A 21671-nucleotide genomic window follows, 5' to 3' on the forward strand; every position below is an offset into this window, starting at 1 on the left:
GGCGCGGCGCCGCCTTAGCTCAGTCGGCAGAGCGATTCACTCGTAATGAATAGGTCATCGGTTCGATTCCGATAGGCGGCTCCACTCCTGAACAGGCCAAACGCCACCCCGGTCCGGGGTGGCGTTTCGCGTTGGTGGCCCATGGGGTGACCGGCGCCGGGCGGGTCGAGGCGGACGTGCGACCAGGCGAGCCCGCGGTCCTCCTCCGCGCGGACGCCGGTCAACGAGTTCGTCCACCGGGGCGGGCCCCGCGCCGAGGCCCTCCAGGTACGCGGGTTGAGCCGCACGGGAGTCCAGCCCCTGCTCCCGGAGGACGTCGTCGTGGGGTGACAGCCGTGTGACCTGGGTAGGGGCGCGGTATGAGTCTGCTGTTCATGTTGCTCGCGCTGGTGGGGTGCCTGCTGGTGCTCGGGGGCGGTTCCTACGTCCTGCGTCGCGTCGTCGCGTACCTGGGATCGCGGTCCGAAGCGGTGGCGGAGGGTCCCGGGCCGTCGGCGGCGGTGTCCGGCGCGGACCTGGCGCAGGTGGGCGGGTACGTTCCCGCCCCGCGGCCGGACGACGAGGGCGGGGAACCCGAGGAACTGCCGTCGCCGGTGCGCGCCCGCGCGGCCAACCTGGTCGCCCTGGGGCGGACCGAGGAGGCGGTGCGCCTGGTCCGGGACGCGGGCGCGGACGAGCGGCGCGCCCGGCGGATCGTCGGTGCCCTGGAGCGGAGCGCCGGTCCGGGCCCGGCCCTGGAGCCGTGACCGGGCCGGGGCGCCCTCATCCGGCGTTCTGGCGGCTCTGGATCCAGCCCCACACCACGGTCGCCAGGAACAGCACGGCACCGATGACGCCGAGCCAGAGCAGACCCTCCAGGATGAGGCCGAGGATGGTCAGGGCCAGCCAGACCGCCAGCAGGATCAGGATGAGATAGACCATGGTCGCCTCCTGGGACGGGTGAGCGGGTCCACGTATGGGCCTACCCCCGCCCGCGCCCGCGCACCCTTCGGTACGGCCCGTGGACCGGCCGGAGCCGAGGGCCTTCTGGTGGGTCGGTGCGGGACGTGGTCATCCGCACCGGTACCGAAGGCCCTCGTGTGGTGTGTCGGCCGCAGCGGGTGTCGCCGGCCTCCGGGGTCAGGACACCTACGGCCAGGTGCCGTCCACCCGGGTGCCGTGGCCGGGTTTGGTCCGGTCCAGCCACTCCCGGCGGCTGCGGGCGAAGCCCAGGGACCACTCCACCTGGCGCTGGTGGAGCTCGGCCAGACCGAGTGAGGCGATGTCCGCGTGGCGCGCTCCGATCTCCTCGGCGACCGCGAGCGCGGCGACGGCGTCGGCGGTCGCGGTGTGGGCGTCGGTCAGGTCCACCCCGTAGAACTCGCTCATGGCGCCCAGGTTGCGCTTGCCGCGGCGGTAGGGGTCCACGCCGCGGTCGATCACCAGCGGGTCCACCACGGGCGCCACGGGGCCGCCGAGGCGGTCCGTGAGCGAGGGCAGTCCGTGCCGGGCGAGTTCCGCGGCGAGCACACCGAGGTCGTAGGGCGCGTTGAACACCACCAGCCCCTGTCCGGCGCCGAGCTGCTCGGCCAGCGCCTGGGCGATCTCGTCCAGGCACTCCGTCGCCGGGCGGCCCTCGGCTCGTGCCCGTTCCGTGGTGATGCCGTGGATGGCGACCGCGTCCGCGGGGATCTCGCGGGGGCCGGGGTCGACCAGCCACGTGCGGCTCTTGCCCTCGCGGTCCACCAGGGCCGCCGAGACGAGGAAGGCGGTGGCGGGGTCGCGGTCGGAGGTCTCGGAGTCGAAACCCAGCAGTGGGGTGGTGTGCCAGCCCAGGTGGTCGCCGCGGGCGGGCGGGGTGGGGCGCGGCTCGTGCTCGGCGCAGTACGTGCGCCATCGGCCGCCCTCCTTGAGGACGACCCCGTCACCGGTGCCGACGGAGTCCGAGCAGGTGGTGCAGGTCCCGGGGTAGCGGTTGCGCATGGGGTCCTCTCCGACGGGATGATCGGTGATCGGGCAACATCGTAGAGCGCGGTGGTGACAGTCGGTGCGCGAACGGTCGAGGTCGCGGGGCGTGCGGGAGGAGGCCGCGCCGGGCGCGTCCGCCGAGGGTGCTCCCCCCGTCACGGAGCGACTTTGCGGTGGTGGTGGATGACATGTGGGGGATTGGGGAAGGGAAGGGACATGAGTCTGGAAGAGGCATCACGTCAACTGGAAGCCGCAGTCCACGACGCACGCGTCTCCTTCGACTGCATACTGCTCGAGGAGCTCGACCGGGCGCACACGAACGCGATCACGGCGCGTGCGGCGGTGGACGCCGCGGAGCAGGCCATCAGAGTGGAACTGGAACGGCGCGCCGGCGAGGAGGGTGACGCGTCGGTCGGCAACGCAGGGGAAACGACCGAATAGTCCGCGTTCCGTTCGAACAGAGTTTCGATCAGCGGGTATGCTGGAGGCATGCCCGATCAGTCGCTGACGCCGGACTGGCCCGCGAGTGTGCACCCACCCGGGTCGGACTCCTTCGAACAGACGGCCCTGGTGTGGCTGTTCGACCACGTGCCGGCCGACTACCGGCTGCACGGGGTTCTGCGCCGCCATCCCGTCGCCCTCTCCCGGCTGGCACGCCAGTACGTCTCCGCGGCACTGGAAGCCGCCCGGGAGGGGTACCGCACGGCCCGGGTGGACCTGCGCGACCACCTGCCCGCTCACGCCCTCGACCAGGTGATGAACGCCTACCTCGCCGAGGGCAAGCGCACCGCCGCGGTGCTGCGCTCCATCGAGGCCGTCGACGCCGAACTCAAGGCGGTGTCCGAACGGGGCGACGATGAGTGAGGCGCGCGGCTCAGGCGCTCACCCGGACCACCACGGCGACCTCGTCGCCGGTGTTGACCAGGTAGTGGTGACCGGAGCCGGTCCCGCCCACCACCCGGGTGCGGTCGGGCGTGAGCTCGGCCGCGGAGCGCATCCGGCCGTCGGTGCCCGACGAGATCAGGTGCGCGCGCCCGCCCACCAGGTGCAGGACCTCCAGTCCGCGCGACCGGTCCGGGCGCGGCGAGGGCTCGGGGACGAAGCTGTTGGGTTCGAGCGCCACCACGGTCACCCGCAGCCGGCCGGTGGCGCGGCGCCGGGCGGCGCGGGGCGCGGGCTGCCAGCGGCCGCGACGGGTGGGCCACAGGGTCGGGCGGGCCAGCGCCTCGGCGGCGCCGCGGGCCGCGGCCGCCAGCCCGCCGATCGTCGGAAGACGGAGTTCCCGCAGGTGGGCGTAGCCGGAACGGCGTCCGGCGTCCACGACGTCGCCGATCCCGTCGAGGGTCACGGCCGGGCGGGGAGCGGGAGCGAGCGGAGCCGGGGGCTCTCGGTCGAGGGTGGAAGCCCCCTCCCGTCGCGCGGAGTCCGGGGGCGACGGGCGGAGACGCGTGGCAAGGGCGGTGGGCGCGGAGAGAGCCTGCTGGGGCATCGTGAGAGGATCCTTCACGTGCGCGCGTGCGGGAGACGCGCGGATGTTGTCTGTGGAACCCGGCGGACCGGGGCCGAAGGGGTGCCGGCCTCCCGAGCGGGGGCGGATCACCCGAGGCGGATGCCGAACACGGGCACCCGAACGGTCGGAGGCGTGACAGAGCGCCTCAGGAACGACTCAGTGACGACAACACGGACACGCCACACGGGCCAGGTGGCAGGAGGCCCCGAGGGCCGTGCGAGCCATGGCTGCGGTGTGGGTGTACGGGTCCATGGACACAAGTTGACCAGCAATGTCGGGGAGGAGTCAAGCGGACGCACGCGATCGTGCGTGTCGTTCCCCTCACTCCCCGCCGACCGTGTTGCGGGAGGCGTGCCGTGGTGGTGACATGTGGAGCCCCGGGACGGCGTGGTAGCACCGCCGGAAGGGGCACCATCCCCCCAGCAGCAGCGATCAGGAGTGGCCGTGATGGCATCCGTCTCCGGAAGGCACGGGTGAACCCGCCGGGACTGTGGGCGCGTGTGCTGGTGCGCGCGCTCGTCGTCGCGGCCGCCGGAGTGATGGCCCTGGGCTTCCTCGGTCCGGGCGCGGCCGTCCTGGTCGCGGCCCTGACCTCGCTGAGCTTCGTTCTGCTGTGGTTGCGGGAGCGCACGGCCGCCCCGCCCGACGAATAGCGGGGCTCCGCCGGGCACGGCGTGTCTTTCGACAAACCGGGGAGCGCGGTGTCACGCGCCGCGTAGATTCTTGGTCTATGACGGACCAGGATCTCCTCCACGCCCTGCGTTCCAGTCGGACTCCGCCCGCGGATGCCTACGCACAGCTCCTGGATGACTACGGAGAGGAGTTGTTCCGGCGCTGCATCCTGGTCCTGCGCGATCGCGACGCGGCCCACGTCGTGCTCAGGGACACGCTGATCGTCGCCCACGCGCACGCGGCGCGCCTGCGGAGCGCCGACCGGCTGGGGGAGTGGCTGCACGCCCTGGCGGAGGCCGAATGCGCGCGGCACCGGGAGAACGGGCCGCGCTGCACGCAGCCGCGCGAGTGGCGCATGCCCGAGCAGACCTCCCTGGTCCGGGCCCGCGTGCTCAACGGGATGTGCGGCCCGGAGCTGGACGGGTACCGCACGCACGTCGCCGCGCGGGCCGACCGCTTCGGCCGGGACGGCTTCCCCCTGCCGCGGGGCGGCGGACTCGGTCCGCGCGGCCTGGCCCCGCTCGTGCCCGTCGCCCTGGCGCTGATCTGCGCACTGCTGGCGATCGCCTGCGCGGGCTACGTCCTGGCCAGGGACAGCGCGCACGAGCCGTTCCCCGGCGCGGTCTCCAGCCGCCCGTGAGTACGGCCCGGCCGGGGAATCCCCGCCGGGCCGTCGCCGAGACCGGACTCAGTCGCCCGAGGTGATGTGCGAGGTGTCGCCGTGGGTGCCCGCCTCCTCGGCGCGCTTGACCGAGGCGACGATCTCCTGCTCGGCCTCGTGGCGGCCGACCCAGCTGGCGCCCTCGACCGACTTGCCCGGCTCCAGGTCCTTGTAGACCGTGAAGAAGTGCTCGATCTCCAGGCGCTCGAACTCGTTCACGTGGTGAATGTCACGCAGGTGCTCCTGGCGCGGGTCGGTCGCCGGGACGCAGAGCAGCTTGTCGTCGCCGCCCGCCTCGTCGCGCATCCGGAACATGCCGATGGCGCGGGCCCGGATCAGGCAGCCCGGGAAGGTCGGGGCCTTGAGCAGGACAAGAGCGTCCAAGGGGTCGCCGTCCTCGCCGAGTGTCCCCTCGACGAAACCGTAGTCGGCGGGGTACGTCGTGGAGGTGAACAGCATGCGGTCGAGACGGATGCGACCGGTCTCGTGGTCCACCTCGTACTTGTTGCGCTCCCCCTTGGGGATCTCGATCGTAACGTCGAATTCCATGCTGATCTCGGCTCCCAATGCGACTAATGTCGCCGTATAACAACAACGTCAGGCCGCGACACCGAAGGAAGGGCGGGTGCCGTGCGACGGGTACGAGGCGAGGTCTACCTCGCGCTTGCCCTGCTCAACATATTCGTGCTGCTTGCAGGGTTTGTCTCCCTCGACGTCATCGAGGCTCGACCTCTTCCCGCGCCGCCCCATCCCGTCACCAACGCCGAGGGCGTGGCAGCGGCGGAACCCGCGGCCTCGACTCCTGCGGACCCGGAACGGATCGCGGACATCCTCGATGATCCCATGTCGGCCGCCGGGCTGGAGGACGGCCTCACCGGTTACGTGACCGACCCCTCCGGAACCCCGCTCTTCGAACTCGATCCGGACACAGCGGTGACCCCGGCCTCGACCACGAAGATCGCGACGGCGGTGACCGTCCTGGACGCCGTCGGCCCCGACCACGTGCTGACCACCGAGGCCTACTTCGACGCCGACGAGAACCGGGTGGTGCTGCGCGGAGGGGGCGATGCGACCCTGACGGCCGACTCCGAAGCCTACCCGCAGGTAGCGACCCTGGCCGAGCTCGCCGCCGGGACCGCCGAGGCACTCGCCGCCGAGGGGGTCGACACCGTCTCCCTGGGGTACGACGACTCGCTGTTCACCGGTCCGGAGACCCCGCGGGGCTGGAAGCCCAACTACGTCCCCGAGGGCAACGCCGCGCCCGTCACCGCGCTGATGATCGACTCCGGGCGCGTGGCCCCCGGCGCCAGCGGCTACGGGTCGCGCTCGACCGAGCCGTCCCTGCACGCCGCCCGCGCCTTCGCCGACCAACTGGAGGAGGCGGGCGTCACGGTCGAGGGCGAGCCCTCCGACGCCACCGCCTCGGGCGAGCCGATCGCCTCGGTGGACTCGCCGTCGATGGCCAGGATGGTGGAGTCCATGATGCTGTCCAGCGACAACATCATGGCCGAGGCCATGGGCCGGACCGCCGCGATCGCGATGGGCGAGGAGCACACCTTCGACGGTGCCACCGCCGCCACCCACCGGGTCATGGCCGAGCTGGGCGTGGAGGGTGTGACCCTGACCGACAACAGCGGGCTCAGCACGCTGAACCGCATCACGCCCCGGGCCCTGGTGGACCTGGTCCGGCTCTCGGCCGACCCCGGCCACCCGGAGCTGAACGCGGCGCTGACCGGCCTGCCCACCGCGAACTCCACCGGCACCCTGAGCAGGAGCGGACGCTACGGAGAGCACGCCTCCACCCACGACGGGGCCGGTCTGGTCCGCGGCAAGACCGGCACGCTCAACGGGGTGAGCACCCTCGCGGGCACGGTCCACGACCAGGAGGGCAACATGTTCGTCTTCGCGTTCATGGCCAACAGCGAGTCGGCGTCGGGCCACCGGCTCGACACCCTGGCGGCCGCCCTCACCCGCTGCGGCTGCTCCTGACGGCCGCGGCCTCAGTCCTCGACGCGGTAGCCCGGGACGGACGGCCAGCGCACGGTGAGCACGACGGACTCCTCCTCCGCGTGCCAGCCGTGGTCGACGCCCTTGCCCCAGACCACGTAGTCGCCCTGCTCGGCGAGGGTCACGCTCCGGTCCGGGAAGTCCACGCGGAACCGGCCGCTCACCAGGACCAGCAGCGCCGTGCGCTCCTCGCCGGTCACCCACCGGGCCCGCTCGTCGCCACGCGGATGGACGCCCCACTTGATCTCGACCGCGTCGCTGTGCCGGGCGTCGCCGACCTCCTTGAAGTGGCCGAGGATCCAGCCCCGGTCCTCCGGCGCGTCCTGCCCGGCGTTGCCGACGTACACGTCGTTCGTGGCACTCATGGGGCAGGACGGTAGCAACCGGGTGCGGCGTCGCCGGCGGCACCGTCCCGTAGCGCACTCAGGGGCGACCCTGGGGCTACCCGGAATTCCCACCCTGATCCCCGTGCCCCCGCGCCCGTCGTGGGTAGGCTGGCGGATGTGACTGTGATCGACTGGGACGTAGCCGTCAACACCGGAGTCCGCCTCGTGCGCCCTGGGCCGCAGGTGGACCTGTCCGACGCGCGGCAGGCCGTGGCGCAGTTGCGCGAGCTTTCCACCGTGGCGGCCGGGCATGTGCGCGACTTCACCGGAATGAACCCCCTCGAACCCGCCGGGCCCGCGGTCATCGTGGACCGTCCGGGGTGGATTCGAGCCAACGTCGACGGGTTTCGGGTCGTGCTCGAACCCGTGCTGCAACAGATGGCCGCCGAACGCCTGAACAACAGCCCCGCCGGGAACCTGACCAGCGCGGTCGGCTCCCGGATCACCGGGGTGCAGCTGGGCGCCGTCCTGTCCTACCTGGCGGGGAAGGTCCTCGGTCAGTACGAACTCTTCCTGCCGCCGGGCCCGGACGGCACCTCGCCGACCGGCCGCCTCACGCTGGTGGCGCCCAACATCGTCAACACCGAACGCGAGATGGGCGTCGACTCCCGGGACTTCCGACTGTGGGTGTGCCTGCACGAGGAGACCCACCGCATGCAGTTCACGGCCACGCCGTGGCTGCGCGCCTACGTCCAGGAGCTCATGCAGGAGCTCCTCCTGTCCTCGGAGATGGACGCGGCCGCGCTCATCGACCGGCTGCGCGCGGCGGGCGAGGCCGTCGCCGACGCCGTCCGCGGCGGGCGGGACTCCAACCTCCTCACCGCGATGCAGACCCCGGAGCAGAACGAGATCATGGACCGCGTCACCGCGGTCATGAGCCTCGCCGAGGGGCACGGCGACTACGTGATGGACGCGGTCGGGCCGGAGGTCGTCCCGAGCGTGGAACGCATCCGTGCGCGCTTCCAGAAGCGCCGCGAGACCGCCAACCCCCTCGACCGCATCATGCGCCAGCTGCTCGGCATGGACCTGAAGATGCGTCAGTACGAGGAGGGCGCCGCGTTCGTCGGCGCGGTGGTGGGGCAGGTCGGCATGGCCGAGTTCAACAAGGTGTGGACCTCGCACGAGACCCTGCCCACGCTGGCCGAGATCCGCGACCCGAACGCCTGGATCGACCGCGTCGTGCGCCCCGCCGCCATCGCGGAGTGAGCGGGCCGCACCCCGCCGTGGCCGCCGTCCGATCGGCGGTCCGGCGGGCCCTGGCCGACCTGCCCGCGGACGCCACCGTCCTGGCGGCGTGCAGCGGTGGCGCGGACTCCCTGGCCCTGTCCGGCGCGCTGGCCTTCGAGGCTCCGCGCGCGGGCCGGACGGCCGGGGGCGTCACGGTCGACCACGGTCTCCAGGAGGGATCGGCCGCACGAGCGGTCGAGGTCGCCGACGTCCTGCGCGGCCTCGGACTGGCCCCTGTCCTCGTGCGCACCGTCTCGGTCGACGGGCCCGGCGGCCCGGAGGCGGCGGCCCGCCGCGCCCGCTACGCCGCCCTGGACGGGGCGGTCGGGGCGCACGCCCCGGCGGCCGTGCTGCTCGGGCACACCCTCGACGACCAGGCCGAGACGGTCCTGCTGGGCCTGGCCCGCGGTTCCGGGGCCCGTTCCCTGGCCGGGATGGCCCCCCGCAACGGCCACTACCTGCGGCCCCTGCTCGGCCTCGACCGGTCCACGGTCCGCCGGGCCTGCGCCGAGATGGGACTGCGGGCCTGGGAGGACCCGCACAACCTCGACCCCCGGTTCGCCCGGTCGCGGGTGCGCCACGAGGCCCTGCCCGCACTGGAGAAGGCGCTCGGCCCCGGCATCGCCGAGGCCCTGGCCAGGACCGCCGCGATGCTGCGCGCGGACGCCGACACGCTCGACCGGCTCGCGGAGGACCTCGAGGCCGAAGCCCTGCCGGACGCCGAGGCCGCGACCTCGGCCGCACCCGGGCCGGGGCCCCGCCCAGGCGCCGGCACCCCCGGGGCCGGCCCGGTCCTGGACGTGGAACCCCTGGCCGCGGCCCCCGCGTCGCTGCGCACGCGCGTCCTGCGCCGCGCCGCCCTGGCCGCCGGGTGCCCGGCGAGCGCGCTGACCGCCCGCCACGTGCGTGAGATCGACCGACTCGTCACCGATTGGCGTGGCCAGGCCCACATCGACCTCCCCGGAGGCGTGCGCTGCAGGAGGATCGCGCGGCGGCTGCGCTTCGAGGCGTGACCCGACCCGCGGGACCGGGCGGCGCCGGTCCTGTTCGTGCCGCTTATCCTGGGTCCCGCACACGGGGAACCCAGCAGCGAGGACATTGAGCGTGGACGCTAAGGACATGGGACAGGACCTTGAGAAGATCCTGGTCACCGAGGACGAGATCAAGGCGCGTCTGGCCGAGCTGGGGGCGCGGATCGACGCCGACTACGCCGACCGGGACCTGCTGATCGTCGGGGTGCTCAAGGGCGCCGTCATGGTGATGGCCGACCTGGCCCGCGCCCTGCACAGCCCCGTCTCCATGGACTGGATGGCGGTCTCCTCCTACGGGGCGGGCACGACCTCCTCCGGCGTGGTCCGCATCCTCAAGGACCTGGAGACCGACATCAAGGACCGCGACGTCCTGATCGTCGAGGACGTCATCGACTCCGGTCTGACGCTCTCCTGGCTGGTGGGCAACCTCAAGTCGCGCGGGCCCCGGTCCGTGGAGGTGTGCACGATGGTCCGCAAGCCGCTGGCCTACGAGGTCGATCTCGACGTCAAGTACATCGGCTTCGACCTGCCGAACGAGTTCATCGTCGGCTACGGCCTCGACTACGCCGAGAAGTACCGCAACCTGCCGTTCATCGGCACCCTCGCCCCGCACGTCTACGAGGGATGAGGGAGGGGGCCGGGGAACAACGGGGCGGGTCGCCGTCGTTGCCATCATGACGGTTCCGGTGCCCGGTCCCGAGCGGTGCGTCCGCCCGGCGGGGGAGGTGTACCGTCGAATATCCCGGCGTCATCGCGGGGAGCACGTGTCCGTTAGGTCCTGCTTCGGAAAGTCCTCTGGGGCGGACAGCCTGGTCAGGAGGGACGGACCCGACAGGGTTCCGCTCACATGAATCTGAAGCGTTTTTTCCGCGGCCCGTGGATTTTGATCCTGGCGGTCGCCGTCATGCTCATCATCGGCTTCCGCGTCTTCGACGTGGGTGGCGGCCCGCAGCCCGAAGACGCCGACATCTCGCAGGTGTACCAGCTCATCGAGAACGATGAGGTGGACAACGCCGAGATCATCGACCGTGACCAGCGCATCGTGCTGACGACCACCGACGAGCAGATCCTCGAGGCGTACTGGGTCGAGGGCCAGGGCGCCCAGCTCGGGGAGATGCTCCAGGAGTCGGCGAACGACCCGGACAGCAGCCTGGACTCCTACGAGGTGTCGGTCGCCACCACCTCGGTGTGGACCACCGCGCTGTTCAGCCTGCTCCCGCTGATCATCATCATCGGCATCTTCTGGTTCATCTTCAGCCAGATGCAGGGCGGCGGCTCACGGGTGATGCAGTTCGGCAAGTCCAAGGCCAAGCTCATCACCAAGGACACGCCCAAGAACACCTTCGCCGACGTGGCCGGGGCCGACGAGGCCATCGAGGAGCTCCACGAGATCAAGGAGTTCCTGCAGAACCCGGCCAAGTTCCAGGAGATGGGGGCCAAGATCCCCAAGGGCGTGCTCCTGATGGGCCCGCCCGGAACCGGTAAGACCCTCCTGGCCCGCGCCGTGGCCGGAGAGGCCGAGGTGCCGTTCTACTCCATCTCCGGCTCCGACTTCGTCGAGATGTTCGTCGGCGTGGGCGCCTCGCGTGTGCGCGACCTGTTCGAGCAGGCCAAGGCCAACGCCCCCGCGATCATCTTCATCGACGAGATCGACGCCGTCGGCCGCCACCGCGGCGCCGGCATGGGCGGCGGCCACGACGAGCGCGAGCAGACGCTCAACCAGATGCTGGTCGAGATGGACGGCTTCGACGTCAAGGGCGGCGTCATCCTCATCGCCGCGACCAACCGGCCCGACATCCTGGACCCGGCCCTGCTGCGCCCCGGCCGCTTCGACCGGCAGGTCGTGGTCGACCGCCCCGACATGGACGGCCGCAGCGACATCCTCAAGGTCCACGCCAAGGGCAAGCCCATGGCCGACGACGTCGACTTCCGGGTGATCGCCCGCCAGACCGCCGGCATGACCGGCGCCGACCTGGCCAACGTCATCAACGAGGGCGCCCTGCTCTCGGCGCGCGCGGGCGCCAAGGTCATCACCCACGCGGTCCTCGAGGAGGCGATCGAGCGGGTGATGGCCGGTCCCGAGCGCAAGACCCGGGTGATGTCGGACACCGAGAAGAAGGTCATCGCCTACCACGAGGGCGGCCACGCCCTGGTGGGGCACGCGCTGCCCAACTCCGACCCGGTGCACAAGATCACCATCCTGCCGCGCGGCCGGGCCCTGGGCTACACCATGTCGGTGCCGACCGAGGACAAGTTCCTCACGTCGCGCTCACAGATGATGGACCAGCTCGCCATGATGCTGGGCGGCCGCGCCGCCGAGGAGCTCGTCTTCCACGAGCCCACCACCGGTGCCGGCAACGACATCGACAAGGCCACCAACCTGGCCCGCAACATGGTCACCGAGTACGGCATGAGCGAGCGGCTGGGCGCCCGCAAGTTCGGCTCCGGCAGTACCGAGCCGTTCCTGGGCCGCGAGATGTCGCACGCCCGGGAGTACTCCGAGGAGATCGCCTCCATCATCGACGAGGAGGTGCGCCGCCTCATCGAGTCCGCGCACGACGAGGCCTACGACGTCCTCGTCGAGTACCGGGACGTCCTGGACGACCTGGTCGTGGCGCTGCTGGAGAAGGAGACCCTGAGCAAGGCCGAGGTCCTGGAGATCTTCGCCCCGATCACCAAGCGGCCCTCGCGCGGCTCCTACACCGGCTACGGCAAGCGGCTCCCCTCGGAGCGGCCCCCGGTGCGCTCCAAGAAGGAGATCGCCGCCATCAACGGCGCCGAGAGCATCGAGGGCCAGCTCCCGGAGACCAGCGGTGCCGTGGCCGAGGCCGCCGACCCGCGCCGGGGCGAGGTCAACGGCACCGAGTACGAGGGCACCGCGGCTCCGGGCGGCAACGGACAGCTGCCCACCAGAGCCGAGGCCGAGGGGGACGACGCGTGACCGCCGCGGAAGGGCTGGAGCCCAGACCCGTCGACCGGGAGCGCATCGAGCGCGCCGTGCGCGAGATCCTCATCGCCATCGGGGAGGATCCCGAGCGCGACGGCCTGCTCAAGACGCCCGAGCGCGTCGCCCGTGCCTACGAGGAGCAGTTCTCCGGGCTGGGCCAGAAGCCCGGCGACGTGCTCACCACGGTCTTCGAGGCCGGGCACGAGGAGATGATCCTGGTCAAGGACATCGAGATGTACTCCACGTGCGAGCACCACCTGGTGCCGTTCTACGGAGTGGCGCACGTGGGCTACATCCCGGCCGCCGACGGCCGCATCACCGGTCTCAGCAAGCTCGCCCGGCTCGTCGACGTGTACGCCCGCCGGCCGCAGGTGCAGGAGCGGCTCACGGGCCAGGTGGCCGACGCCATCATGGACCACCTCCAGCCGCGCGGCGTCATCGTCGTGGTGGAGGCCGAGCACCTGTGCATGACCATGCGCGGCGTCCGCAAGCCCGGCGCGAAGACGGTCACGTCCGCCGTCCGCGGCATCTTCCGCGGCAGCGACCGGACGCGGTCCGAGGCGATGAGCCTCATCCTCGACCGGCGCTGAACGGACCCCGGCCCCCTGGGGAGGAACGCTTCCTCTCCAGGGGGCCGTCGTCTGTTGACGTGATCCGATCAGGGTCTCGGCGAAGGCTTCCTGTGTCCGGACCGTGCCCAAACGCCCGGCCGCACTCCGAGCCTGCGCGCGCGTCAGCGAATAGGGTGACCTTATGGGGCCGAAACAGACAGTTCCGGGCCTGCCCGACCGCGGGCGGTGCCTGGTCATGGGGGTCGTGAACGTCACCCCCGACTCCTTCTCCGACGGCGGCGCGTGGTTCGATCCCGACCGGGCGGTCGAGCACGGCCTGCGACTGGTGGAGCAGGGAGCGGACATCGTCGACGTCGGCGGTGAGTCCACGCGCCCCGGAGCACAGCGGGTGTCCGCCGCCGAGGAGCTGCACCGGGTCGAACCGGTGGTGCGCGAGCTCGCGGCCAGGGGCGTCCACGTCAGCGTCGACACCATGCGCGCGGAGGTCGCCGAGCGCGCCGTCGGGGCGGGCGCGGTCCTCGTCAACGATGTCAGCGGCGGGTTGGCCGACCCGGCCATGGCCCGACTTGTGGCCTCTTCCGGCGTTGCCTACGTGTTGATGCACTGGCGCGGGCATAGTCATGACATGCAGAGCCGTGCCGTGTACACGGATGTCGTCCAGGAGGTCCTCGATGAGCTCCGCGACCGTATGGAGGCCATGATCAGTGCAGGTGTCGACCCGGGTCAGATCGTCCTGGACCCGGGACTGGGATTCTCGAAACGCCCTGAGCAGGCACACAACTGGGCGATTCTCCACGAGCTGGAACGCTTCCACGACCTGGGACGCCCGGTGCTGGTGGCCGGTTCCCGCAAGCGCTTCCTGAGCCGGCTGCTGGGGGACGCCAAGGACCACGACCGCCCCTTCACCGAGTGCGACGCCGCCACCGCGGCCGTCTCCACCCTCGCCGCCGACCGCGGCGCCTGGTGCGTGCGGGTGCACGACGTGCGCTCCAGCGCCGACGCCGTGCGCGTGGCCTCGGCCTGGTCCGACGGTGGTGCCCGACTCGACCGGGGCCGAGGCGAGCCCATGGACCGGGGCGGCCTGTGAAGTCCCGGCAGGAGGTCATGGAGCGCGTGGCCGAGGCCAACGCGCAGTTCTACAGCGCCATCGAGAACGGCGACATCGACCTGATGCGCACCGTCTGGGCCGAGGAGCACGAGGCGCCGGACCTGGTGTGCGTCAACCCCGGCTGGCCGCTGCTGCGGGGCCGGACCGAGATCATGCGGGCGTGGTCACTGATCATGGCCAACGTCACCTACATCCAGTACGTGCTCACCGAGACCCACATCGGGGTCGGCGGCGACGTCGCCATGGTGACGTGTGAGGAGAACGTGCTGACCGCGGAGGACGGCAGCCCCGGGTTCGTGGCGGGCGGGCAGGTGGTCACCACCAACCTGTTCGTCGCGACCGACGCGGGCTGGCGGCTGTGGTCGCACCACGCCTCCCCGGTGCTCATGGAGGACGACGAAGGGGAGGACGAGGACTGATGCGCGACCGCATCACGCTCCGCGGACTCCGTGCGCGCGGCCACCACGGTGTCTTCGACTTCGAGCGCCGTGAGGGCCAGGACTTCGTGGTCGACGCGGTGCTCCACCTGGACACCGCGCCGGCCGCGGCCTCCGACGACGTCGGCGACACGGTGCACTACGGCCTGCTCGCCGACCGCCTGGTGCGGATCGTCACGGGCGAGCCGGTGAACCTCATCGAGACGCTGGCGGAGCGTTTGGCCGCGGAGTGCATGGCCGAGTCCCTGGTCGAGGGCGTGGAACTGACGGTGCACAAGCCGTCGGCACCCATCGAGCACGAGTTCGGGGACGTGGCGGTCACGGTCACGCGCGGGACGGGGCGTTCGTGGTGACGCGCGCGGTGCTCGCCCTGGGTTCGAACCTGGGCGACCGGCTGGCCGCGCTGCAGGGCGCGGTGGACACGGTGCTCACCGGGGAGCCGTCACCGGTGGCGGTGTCGCCCGTGTACGAGACCGCGCCGGTGGGCGGGCCCGAGCAGGGGGCCTACCTCAACGCGGTCCTGGTCGTGGACACCGGGCAGGACCCGTTGGAGCTGCTCCGGCGGGCCCGGGCGGCCGAGCGGGCCTTCGACCGGGTCCGGGAGGTCCGGTGGGGTCCGCGCACACTCGACGTGGACGTCATCGCGTTCGGGGACGTGCGCTCCGAGGACCCCGAGCTCACCCTGCCGCATCCGCGCGCCCACCTGCGGGCGTTCGTGCTGCGGCCGTGGCTGGACGCCGACCCGGGGGCGGTGCTCCCGGGCCGGGGGCCGGTGGCGGACCTCCTCGCGGGGGTGGAGGCCGCCGACACGGCGGGGGAGCAGGCCCTGCGGCGCCGGGACGACCTCGCCCTCCGGCTCCCCGAGGAGGCGTGATGGCGGACGAGGACGAGCGCAGGCTCCGTCCCACCGGCTGGCGGGTCCCTTCGGTGCTGATCGCGATCGGCGCCCTGCTGGGCGTGCTGCTCACGAACGCGCTGCCGTTCCTGCCGGTGCTGCCGTGGTCGGGGATCCCCACGCTGCTCCTGCTGTCGCTGGCCGAGGGGTACACGGCGGGGCGGACCCGGCGCCGTATCCGCCGCGCGCCCGGCACCGAGCCGATGGAGCCCCTGAGCGCGGCCCGGCTGGTCGCCCTGGCCAAGGCGAGCGCGCTGTTCGCGTCGTTGGCGGCGGGGTTCTTCCTGGGCGTCGCGTTCGCGGTGTCGGACTCGCTCGACCTGCCGTCGCCGCGCGAGGTGTTCTTCACCTCGGTCGGTACCGGCGCGGCCTCGGCCGTGCTGCTGGCGGCCGCGCTGTACCTGGAGTACGCGTGCCGGGTCCCCGAGGACGAGGACGACCAGGACGACCCGCGCGGGAGGGCGTGAGGGATGTCGGCGACGGCGGGCTGATGGTTGACTGGCCACGTGGACACCAGTGATCCGACTCCTTCGACGCCCCCGCCGGAACGACCGCTGGACGCGGCGTTCGCCGCACCAGCGGGCACGCCCTGGCAACGGGTGTCGCCCTCGCTGGCCTGGTACCGACGCCTGGTGCTGGGCGTGCCGAGCCTGATCGCGGGCGGGGGCGGCGGCACCCTGCTGTTCCTGTGGGGGCACCCCGTCCCGGCCGTGGCGGTCATCGTGGCGGCACTGGTGGTGGCCGTGGCCGGCGGGGTGCTGGCCGGGCTCTTCCAACGCACGTGGGGGTACGCCGAGGCGCCGGAGGAGCTGTACCTGACCTACGGGGTGTTCGTGCGCCAGCTCGTGGTGGTCCCGTACGGCCGGATGCAGGTCGTGGACGTGACGGCTGACCTGCTGGAGCAGGCACTGGGTATCGCGACGGTCCGGGTGCGCACCGCGGCGAGCACCGCCGACACCCGGGTGGTCGGACTCGGCCTGACCGAGGCCGTGGAGCTGCGCGACCGACTCGCGTCGCGCAGCGAGAGCTTCTCGACGGGGTTGTAAGTGCACTCATCCGCCCGACCGCCGCACGACCGACCCGAGCCCGAGGGCCCGGAGGCGGAGCACGGCCAGGAACCGCGGGAGCCCGACCGGCGCCGCGAGCCCGAGCACGCCCGGGCTCCCCAGCCGCACGAGCGGCCGCTGGGGGCCGAAACGGGCCGCGAGCCCGCGCCTCGGCTTCCGGGGCGGCCCGAGTCGCCTCAGGCCTTCCACGGGCACGTGCCGCAGGGGCCCCGTGCGGCCCGCGGGCAGGCGCCCCGCTCGACGCAGCGGCCTCCGGCCCCGCAGGGACAGCCCTTCCCGGGGGCCGGCGAGTCCACGCGGGCTCAGGACGCCCCACAGCCGACCGGGCACCCCTGGGTCGCGCCCGGCGGCGCCGTAGGGCCGTCCGGGCCCCCTCCCGGCCATCAGCCCCCATCCGGGCCGCCGCCGTGGCCCGGTCCGCCCGGGCCGCCTGCGGTCCACCCCCGGCCGCCGGTCCCGTTCGGCCAGGGGCCGGTCCTCCTGCCGCCGAACGTCGGGTGGCGTCCGCCGCCGGTCCGGCGGCCCAAGCCCGAGGACGACGTCACCAGAGGCGAGTTCCGGTCCCACTGGTCCATCGTCCCGGTGCAGGTCGCCGCCGTGACGCTCGCGTTCGCGGCCCTCATCGGACCGATCCTCACCACCTTCGGTTTCGCCTGGGTCCTGATGATGACCGTGGCCGTGGTCTTCGGCTCGCTCGCCCACGCCCTGCCCGCGTGGTGGTACGGCACCTTCGGACTGCGCGAGGACCACCTGGTCGTGCACAGCGGCCTGGCCATGCGCAGCTCCCGGGAGATCCCGCTGAGCCGTCTCCAAGCGGTCGACGTGGTCCGCCCGCTGCTCATGCAGGTGTTCGGGATGGCCGAACTGCGCATCGAACTCGCCGGCGGCGACCACAGCGCCATCCGGCTGCGCTGCCTGCGCCGGAACCTGGCGGAGCGGTTGCGCACGGCCGTGCTCGCGCACGCCGCCGGCCTGCCGGGACGCACACCCGAAGCCCCCGAGTGGCCCTTCTACCGGCTGCCCTTCCCCCTGCTGCTGGGCGCGCTGACCTTCCGCGTGCCGATCCTGTTGTCGTTCGTCGCCCTGCTGATGCTCCTCACCGCGGGGATCGTGTTCGTCGAACCCGGTGTGGCGGCCGCGCTGATCCCGCTGGTCCTGGGGCTGCTCCGGTACTACTGGGGCCCGCTGGCGCGCTACACGGACTACTACGCCTCGCTCTCGTCCGACGGTCTGCGGCTCAGGTACGGCATGTTCCAGCGCCGTATGCAGACGGTCCCGCCGGGGCGGGTGCAGGCCGTACGCGTGGTCGAGCCCCTGTTGTGGCGTGCGCTGGGCGTGGCCCGGGTCGAGGCGAACGTGGCCGGGTACGCGGGCGAGCGCCAGGGCGAGTCCGCGACCCTGCTGCCGGTCGCCCCCCGGCGGCTGGCCTTCTCGCTGGTGAACGAACTCTTCCCGGACAGCGACGCGGCCCGGGTCCCCCTGGTGCCCAACCGCGACCGTGCGGGCTCCCTCGTGGGTGTGGACGAGCACCTGTTCGTGAGCACGCGCGGGCCGTTCTGCCGGGTGACCGAGATCGTGCCCGTGGAGCGGGTCCAGACGCTGCGGGTGACCGCGGGTCCGCTGGAGCGCCTCGCCGGGCGCGTGTCGGTGGACGTCGACACCCCGCCGGGCCCGGTGCGCGCCCACGCGGCCTTCCGGGAGGCGGTCGAGGGCCGGGGGCTCCTGGACGCGCTCGTGGAGCACGGGCGGCGCGCGCGGGTGCCGGAGGCGGGCACGGAGCGCTGGGCGACCCGGTCGACGCAGGCGCGTCCGCGGGACCGGGCACCGGACCCGTCCGCAACCGGTGAATCACCCGGGAGTGCTTTGTGATCCGAGTCACATAGTGAGGCCTGTGTGGCTGACGTTGATGACGCCATGTCCGACATGTCTGCTCACTCAGTGTTGTTCTTCCAGCTCAGGGCTGGAAACTTCTTGCGTGTTCCGGTCACGCGCGGCGAGTAAGTATGGCTAAATAGTGACTGAACACGGTGAGTGTTCGCAGTCATACACTTCGTCAACGTTATTGACCGGTTGGTGCCCCACCGCCGACCGGTTCTACAGGAGAAACTCATGCTGAAGAAGGCTCTCGCCGCCAGTGCCATCACCGCCGCCGCCGCCAGCGTCCTGTTCACCGGCGCTCCCGCCATGGCGAACAGCAACGTGTTCACGTCCGGCAACGGCAGCATCCTCGGCGGCAACCAGCTCGTCGCGGACCTCGACGTGCCCGTGAACGTGTGCGGCAACGCGATCGCCGTCCTCGGCGTCGCCGGCGCGAACTGCACCGACTCCGGCGCGACCGTCAAGAACTGGTAGCGCCCCGGGTCCGCAGCCGGCGGACCGCGGCGCGCATCAGCACGCGGTGAGCGCGGGGTCCGAGCGGGCGGGGGTGTCCAGTCGGAGACGTCCCGGCTGATCCGTCCGCGAGGCCCCGTGAACGCACCGCGCCGGCGCCATCCCGTGACGACGGGATGGCGCCTTTTCGTGTGCCCGCCCGGCCATTCCGGCTCAGGCGCGCACTGACCGCAACCCCCCATTGGTGTGCGACTGGAACGCCGGCGATCCGTGACTCTGCGCGTCCACGCTCTCCGCCGGTCTGGAGCCTTTGTCCCGATCGACCCCGAGAAGAGACATCACACATAGTGATATCTATGGGGCTACTTGTTATCAGTGCAGTTCAAGACGGGTGAACAGGGTGTCTTCGTGGGTAACTTCTTCACCAGCGCCCCCGGGTGCCCCTGAAGAATCACCCACGTGCGGACGGCCCCCCGTCCGAACACAAAGGAGACAAGTAGTGCTGAAGAAGACGTTCGCCACTGGTGCCGTGGTCCTCGCCTCCGCCGGGATCCTCCTCTCCGCGGCACCCGCGGCGGCGCACGCCGACGCGTGGACCTCCGGTCACGGCTCCAACGTCAGCGGCAACATCGCCTACATCAACGGCATCGAGAACGCCAACGCCGGCTGCGGCAACTCCAACGCCGTCCTCGGCCAGTCCCTCGCCTCCTGCTACAACTCCGGGGTGATCATCCAGAACTGACCCGACCTCCCCCCGCGCGGGGGAGTGACGGGGGATCGTGGGGGGCGGGGGTACCCGCCCCCCACACGCGTCCCTGGGACACAGGTCACCGACCCGGGAGGGCTATCGTGTGCTCAGGCGTCACGGTGCGGGAGAACCGGACGCACGAACACGAGGGGGCACCACACACATGGAGACGACGCAGGGGCGCCCCGCCCGACTGCGGGTCGGCGTCATCGGGCCCGGCCGGGTCGGATCCGTGCTCGGGCTGGCCCTCGGCCGCGCCGGGCACAAGGTGGTCGCCGCGTCCGCGGTCTCCGAGGCCTCCAGACAACGGGTGGCCGACCGCCTGCCCACCGCGCGGATCCTCGAACCCGCCCAGGTCGCCGAAGCCGCGGACCTCGTCCTGCTCACCGTCCCCGACGACGAGCTCGCCGAACTCGTCGAGGGCCTGGCGGCCACCGGGGCCGACCTGCGGGGCAAGATCCTGGTCCACGCCAGCGGAGCCCACGGGTACGGCATCCTCGCCCCCGCCACCCTCGTCGGGGCCCTGCCGCTGGCCCTGCACCCGGCGATGACCTTCACCGGCCGCCCCGAGGACGTCGAGCGCCTCGCCAACTGCGCTTTCGGCGTCACCGCCCCCGAACAGCTGCGGCCCATCGCCGAGGCCCTCGTCGTCGAGATGGGAGCCGAACCGGTGTGGATCACCGAGGACAAGCGCACGCTCTACCACGCCGCCCTCGCCGGGGGCGCCAACCACCTGGTCACGCTGGTGGCCGACAGCGCCTCCCTGCTCTCCGCCGCCGGGGTCCCCGAACCTGGCCGCCTGCTCGCCCCCATGCTCAGCGCGGCCCTGGACAACGCGCTGCGCCTGGGCATCCACGGACTGAGCGGGCCCGTCCTGCGGGGCGACGCCGGAACCGTCGCCGGCCACATCGAGCAGCTGCGCGAGAACGCGCCGGAGAGCGTCGCCAGCTACGTCGAACTCGCCCGGCTCACCGCCGACCGCGCCATCAACGCGGGGATGCTCGACCCGGCCGACGCCGCGCGCCTGCTCGACGTCCTGCGGCGCTGACCGCCCACGGGGCGGCTCGCGGACGCCGGGCGACGGCCCGCGCACACGCGCGGGGCCCGACGGCCTTCGCGCCCGCCGGTCCGGCCAGGCCCGGCGACCGTCCCAGCACACCACCAGGGAAACCACCGATGACCGAACACACAACCAGTCCCGCGACCACCGAACGACCCCTCGTCGTCCACACCGCCGAGGAACTCCGGCGCGCCCTCGCCGACGCCGGACGGGTCGCCCTGGTCCCCACCATGGGCGCCCTCCACGCAGGGCACCGCAGCCTCATGCGGCTCGCCCGGGACCGGGCGGACACCGTCGTCGTCAGCATCTTCGTCAACCCGCTGCAGTTCGGCCCCGGCGAGGACTTCGACCGCTATCCCAGGACCCTCGACACCGACACCGGCGTGTGCGCCGAGGAGGGCGTCGACGTCGTCTTCGCCCCCACGGTCGCCACCATGTACCCCACCGAACCGATGGTCACCGTCCAGGCCGGCGCGATGGGCGAGCTCCTGGAGGGCGCCTCCCGTCCCGGCTTCTTCACGGGCGTGCTCACCGTCGTCAGCAAGCTCCTGCACCTGGTCGCTCCCGACCTCGCGGTCTTCGGGCAGAAGGACGCCCAGCAGATCGCGATCGTCCGGCGCATGGTCGCCGACCTCTCCATGCCGATCGAGATCGTGGGCGCTCCCACGCTGCGCGACCCCGACGGCCTGGCGGTCTCCAGCCGCAACGTCTACCTCTCCGACGACGAGCGCGCCAGCGCCCTGGCCCTGCACCGCGCGCTCGCCGCCGGACGCGAGGGCGCCGCGGGCGGCCCCGACGCCGTGCGCGCCGCCGCCCGCGCCGTCCTGGACGGGGCCGCCCAGGCGGACCCGCCGGTCGTACCCGACTACGTCGCCCTCGTGGACCCCGCCACCTTCACCGACGCGCCCGCCGACTTCGAGGGCGAAGCCGTCCTCGCCGTCGCGGCCAGGGTCGGCTCCACCCGGCTCATCGACAACGTGCCGGTCACCTTCACCACCGCCCGCCCCGGCAGCGACGCCGGGCCTGACGCCGCTGCCCTGTGACCGGCCCGGCGTCGACGGCACT

The 21671-nt window shown here is 72.4% G+C and carries 27 protein-coding genes and 1 tRNA gene; 23 read left to right on the top strand and 5 right to left on the bottom strand.

Going from position 1 to position 21671, the window contains the following annotated elements:
- The first annotated feature begins 8 nt into the window (after window positions 1-8).
- Window positions 9-84: transfer RNA gene (locus M1P99_RS14665), tRNA-Thr, on the top strand.
- A 275-nt stretch (window positions 85-359) separates the two neighbouring features.
- Window positions 360-746 (top strand): hypothetical protein, encoded by a 387-nt coding sequence (locus M1P99_RS14670; RefSeq protein WP_304453215.1) that lies wholly within the window; start codon window positions 360-362, stop codon window positions 744-746.
- 16 nt (window positions 747-762) lie between these two features.
- Here M1P99_RS14670 and M1P99_RS14675 read toward each other — a convergent pair whose 3' ends face one another.
- Complete coding sequence (locus M1P99_RS14675; protein WP_304453216.1) at window positions 763-921, bottom strand: hypothetical protein; 159 nt, start codon at window positions 919-921, stop codon at window positions 763-765.
- Window positions 922-1128: 207 nt separating this feature from the next.
- On the bottom strand, window positions 1129-1962 hold the full coding sequence (locus tag M1P99_RS14680) for an exonuclease domain-containing protein (protein WP_304453217.1): 834 nt from the start codon (window positions 1960-1962) through the stop codon (window positions 1129-1131).
- A gap of 201 nt (window positions 1963-2163) precedes the next feature.
- Here M1P99_RS14680 and M1P99_RS14685 point away from each other — a divergent pair, with 201 nt between their 5' ends.
- Window positions 2164-2388: a hypothetical protein gene (locus tag M1P99_RS14685; RefSeq protein ID WP_304453218.1), complete on the top strand. Its 225-nt coding sequence runs from the start codon at window positions 2164-2166 to the stop codon at window positions 2386-2388.
- Between the two features lie 48 nt (window positions 2389-2436).
- Complete coding sequence (locus M1P99_RS14690) at window positions 2437-2811, top strand: hypothetical protein (RefSeq protein WP_304453219.1); 375 nt, start codon at window positions 2437-2439, stop codon at window positions 2809-2811.
- Between the two features lie 10 nt (window positions 2812-2821).
- Here M1P99_RS14690 and M1P99_RS14695 read toward each other — a convergent pair whose 3' ends face one another.
- Window positions 2822-3436 carry a hypothetical protein gene (locus tag M1P99_RS14695; protein ID WP_304453220.1) on the bottom strand — a complete coding sequence of 205 codons (615 nt, stop codon included), beginning with the start codon at window positions 3434-3436 and terminating at the stop codon, window positions 2822-2824.
- Between the two features lie 494 nt (window positions 3437-3930).
- Between M1P99_RS14695 and M1P99_RS14700 the strand changes: the two genes are divergently transcribed.
- Entirely contained in the window at window positions 3931-4110 is a 180-nt protein-coding gene (locus tag M1P99_RS14700; protein ID WP_304453221.1) for a hypothetical protein, read from the top strand.
- A 77-nt stretch (window positions 4111-4187) separates the two neighbouring features.
- The gene (locus tag M1P99_RS14705) at window positions 4188-4769 is read left to right on the top strand and encodes an RNA polymerase sigma factor (protein WP_304453222.1); all 582 of its coding nucleotides are present in this window, start codon (window positions 4188-4190) and stop codon (window positions 4767-4769) included.
- 48 nt (window positions 4770-4817) lie between these two features.
- Here the strand turns inward: M1P99_RS14705 and M1P99_RS14710 are convergent, their stop codons facing one another.
- Window positions 4818-5339 carry an inorganic diphosphatase gene (locus tag M1P99_RS14710; RefSeq protein ID WP_179823277.1) on the bottom strand — a complete coding sequence of 174 codons (522 nt, stop codon included), beginning with the start codon at window positions 5337-5339 and terminating at the stop codon, window positions 4818-4820.
- A gap of 81 nt (window positions 5340-5420) precedes the next feature.
- Here M1P99_RS14710 and dacB point away from each other — a divergent pair, with 81 nt between their 5' ends.
- A complete protein-coding gene (gene dacB, locus M1P99_RS14715; RefSeq protein ID WP_304453223.1) occupies window positions 5421-6779 on the top strand; it encodes a D-alanyl-D-alanine carboxypeptidase/D-alanyl-D-alanine-endopeptidase in 1359 nt (452 codons plus the stop codon).
- 11 nt (window positions 6780-6790) lie between these two features.
- Here the strand turns inward: dacB and M1P99_RS14720 are convergent, their stop codons facing one another.
- Window positions 6791-7162: a signal peptidase I gene (locus M1P99_RS14720; RefSeq protein WP_304453224.1), complete on the bottom strand. Its 372-nt coding sequence runs from the start codon at window positions 7160-7162 to the stop codon at window positions 6791-6793.
- 144 nt (window positions 7163-7306) lie between these two features.
- Here M1P99_RS14720 and M1P99_RS14725 point away from each other — a divergent pair, with 144 nt between their 5' ends.
- The 16 genes from M1P99_RS14725 to panC all read left to right on the top strand — a co-directional run bounded on the left by M1P99_RS14725 (window position 7307) and on the right by panC (window position 21649).
- Window positions 7307-8389 carry a zinc-dependent metalloprotease gene (locus tag M1P99_RS14725; RefSeq protein ID WP_304455693.1) on the top strand — a complete coding sequence of 361 codons (1083 nt, stop codon included), beginning with the start codon at window positions 7307-7309 and terminating at the stop codon, window positions 8387-8389.
- Complete coding sequence (gene tilS, locus M1P99_RS14730; RefSeq protein WP_304453225.1) at window positions 8386-9423, top strand: tRNA lysidine(34) synthetase TilS; 1038 nt, start codon at window positions 8386-8388, stop codon at window positions 9421-9423. Before M1P99_RS14725 ends, tilS begins: the two co-directional genes overlap by 4 nt.
- A gap of 106 nt (window positions 9424-9529) precedes the next feature.
- Window positions 9530-10069, top strand: coding sequence for a hypoxanthine phosphoribosyltransferase (gene hpt, locus M1P99_RS14735; RefSeq protein ID WP_304453226.1), 540 nt, complete (start codon window positions 9530-9532; stop codon window positions 10067-10069).
- A gap of 219 nt (window positions 10070-10288) precedes the next feature.
- Entirely contained in the window at window positions 10289-12382 is a 2094-nt protein-coding gene (gene ftsH, locus M1P99_RS14740; RefSeq protein WP_304453227.1) for an ATP-dependent zinc metalloprotease FtsH, read from the top strand.
- Window positions 12379-12978, top strand: coding sequence for a GTP cyclohydrolase I FolE (gene folE / locus M1P99_RS14745; RefSeq protein WP_304453228.1), 600 nt, complete (start codon window positions 12379-12381; stop codon window positions 12976-12978). The genes ftsH and folE overlap by 4 nt, the downstream gene beginning before the upstream one ends.
- A gap of 163 nt (window positions 12979-13141) precedes the next feature.
- On the top strand, window positions 13142-14047 hold the full coding sequence (gene folP / locus M1P99_RS14750) for a dihydropteroate synthase (RefSeq protein WP_304453229.1): 906 nt from the start codon (window positions 13142-13144) through the stop codon (window positions 14045-14047).
- On the top strand, window positions 14044-14487 hold the full coding sequence (locus tag M1P99_RS14755) for a nuclear transport factor 2 family protein (protein ID WP_304453230.1): 444 nt from the start codon (window positions 14044-14046) through the stop codon (window positions 14485-14487). Before folP ends, M1P99_RS14755 begins: the two co-directional genes overlap by 4 nt.
- A complete protein-coding gene (folB, locus tag M1P99_RS14760; RefSeq protein ID WP_304453231.1) occupies window positions 14487-14858 on the top strand; it encodes a dihydroneopterin aldolase in 372 nt (123 codons plus the stop codon). Before M1P99_RS14755 ends, folB begins: the two co-directional genes overlap by 1 nt.
- Window positions 14855-15379, top strand: coding sequence for a 2-amino-4-hydroxy-6-hydroxymethyldihydropteridine diphosphokinase (folK, locus tag M1P99_RS14765; RefSeq protein WP_304455694.1), 525 nt, complete (start codon window positions 14855-14857; stop codon window positions 15377-15379). The genes folB and folK overlap by 4 nt, the downstream gene beginning before the upstream one ends.
- Window positions 15379-15867 (top strand): DUF3180 domain-containing protein, encoded by a 489-nt coding sequence (locus M1P99_RS14770; RefSeq protein WP_304453232.1) that lies wholly within the window; start codon window positions 15379-15381, stop codon window positions 15865-15867. The genes folK and M1P99_RS14770 overlap by 1 nt, the downstream gene beginning before the upstream one ends.
- Before the next feature lie 132 nt (window positions 15868-15999).
- A complete protein-coding gene (locus M1P99_RS14775; RefSeq protein WP_304455695.1) occupies window positions 16000-16446 on the top strand; it encodes a PH domain-containing protein in 447 nt (148 codons plus the stop codon).
- Between the two features lie 501 nt (window positions 16447-16947).
- Entirely contained in the window at window positions 16948-18336 is a 1389-nt protein-coding gene (locus M1P99_RS14780; protein WP_304455696.1) for a PH domain-containing protein, read from the top strand.
- Between the two features lie 240 nt (window positions 18337-18576).
- Window positions 18577-18819, top strand: coding sequence for a chaplin family protein (locus M1P99_RS14785; protein ID WP_304453233.1), 243 nt, complete (start codon window positions 18577-18579; stop codon window positions 18817-18819).
- A gap of 478 nt (window positions 18820-19297) precedes the next feature.
- On the top strand, window positions 19298-19540 hold the full coding sequence (locus M1P99_RS14790) for a hypothetical protein (protein ID WP_304453234.1): 243 nt from the start codon (window positions 19298-19300) through the stop codon (window positions 19538-19540).
- A 169-nt stretch (window positions 19541-19709) separates the two neighbouring features.
- A complete protein-coding gene (locus M1P99_RS14795) occupies window positions 19710-20594 on the top strand; it encodes a Rossmann-like and DUF2520 domain-containing protein (protein WP_304453235.1) in 885 nt (294 codons plus the stop codon).
- A gap of 128 nt (window positions 20595-20722) precedes the next feature.
- A complete protein-coding gene (gene panC, locus M1P99_RS14800; protein WP_304453236.1) occupies window positions 20723-21649 on the top strand; it encodes a pantoate--beta-alanine ligase in 927 nt (308 codons plus the stop codon).
- Window positions 21650-21671 lie beyond the last annotated feature (22 nt).

Source organism: Nocardiopsis sp. YSL2 (assembly GCF_030555055.1).
Lineage (GTDB): Bacteria > Actinomycetota > Actinomycetes > Streptosporangiales > Streptosporangiaceae > Nocardiopsis.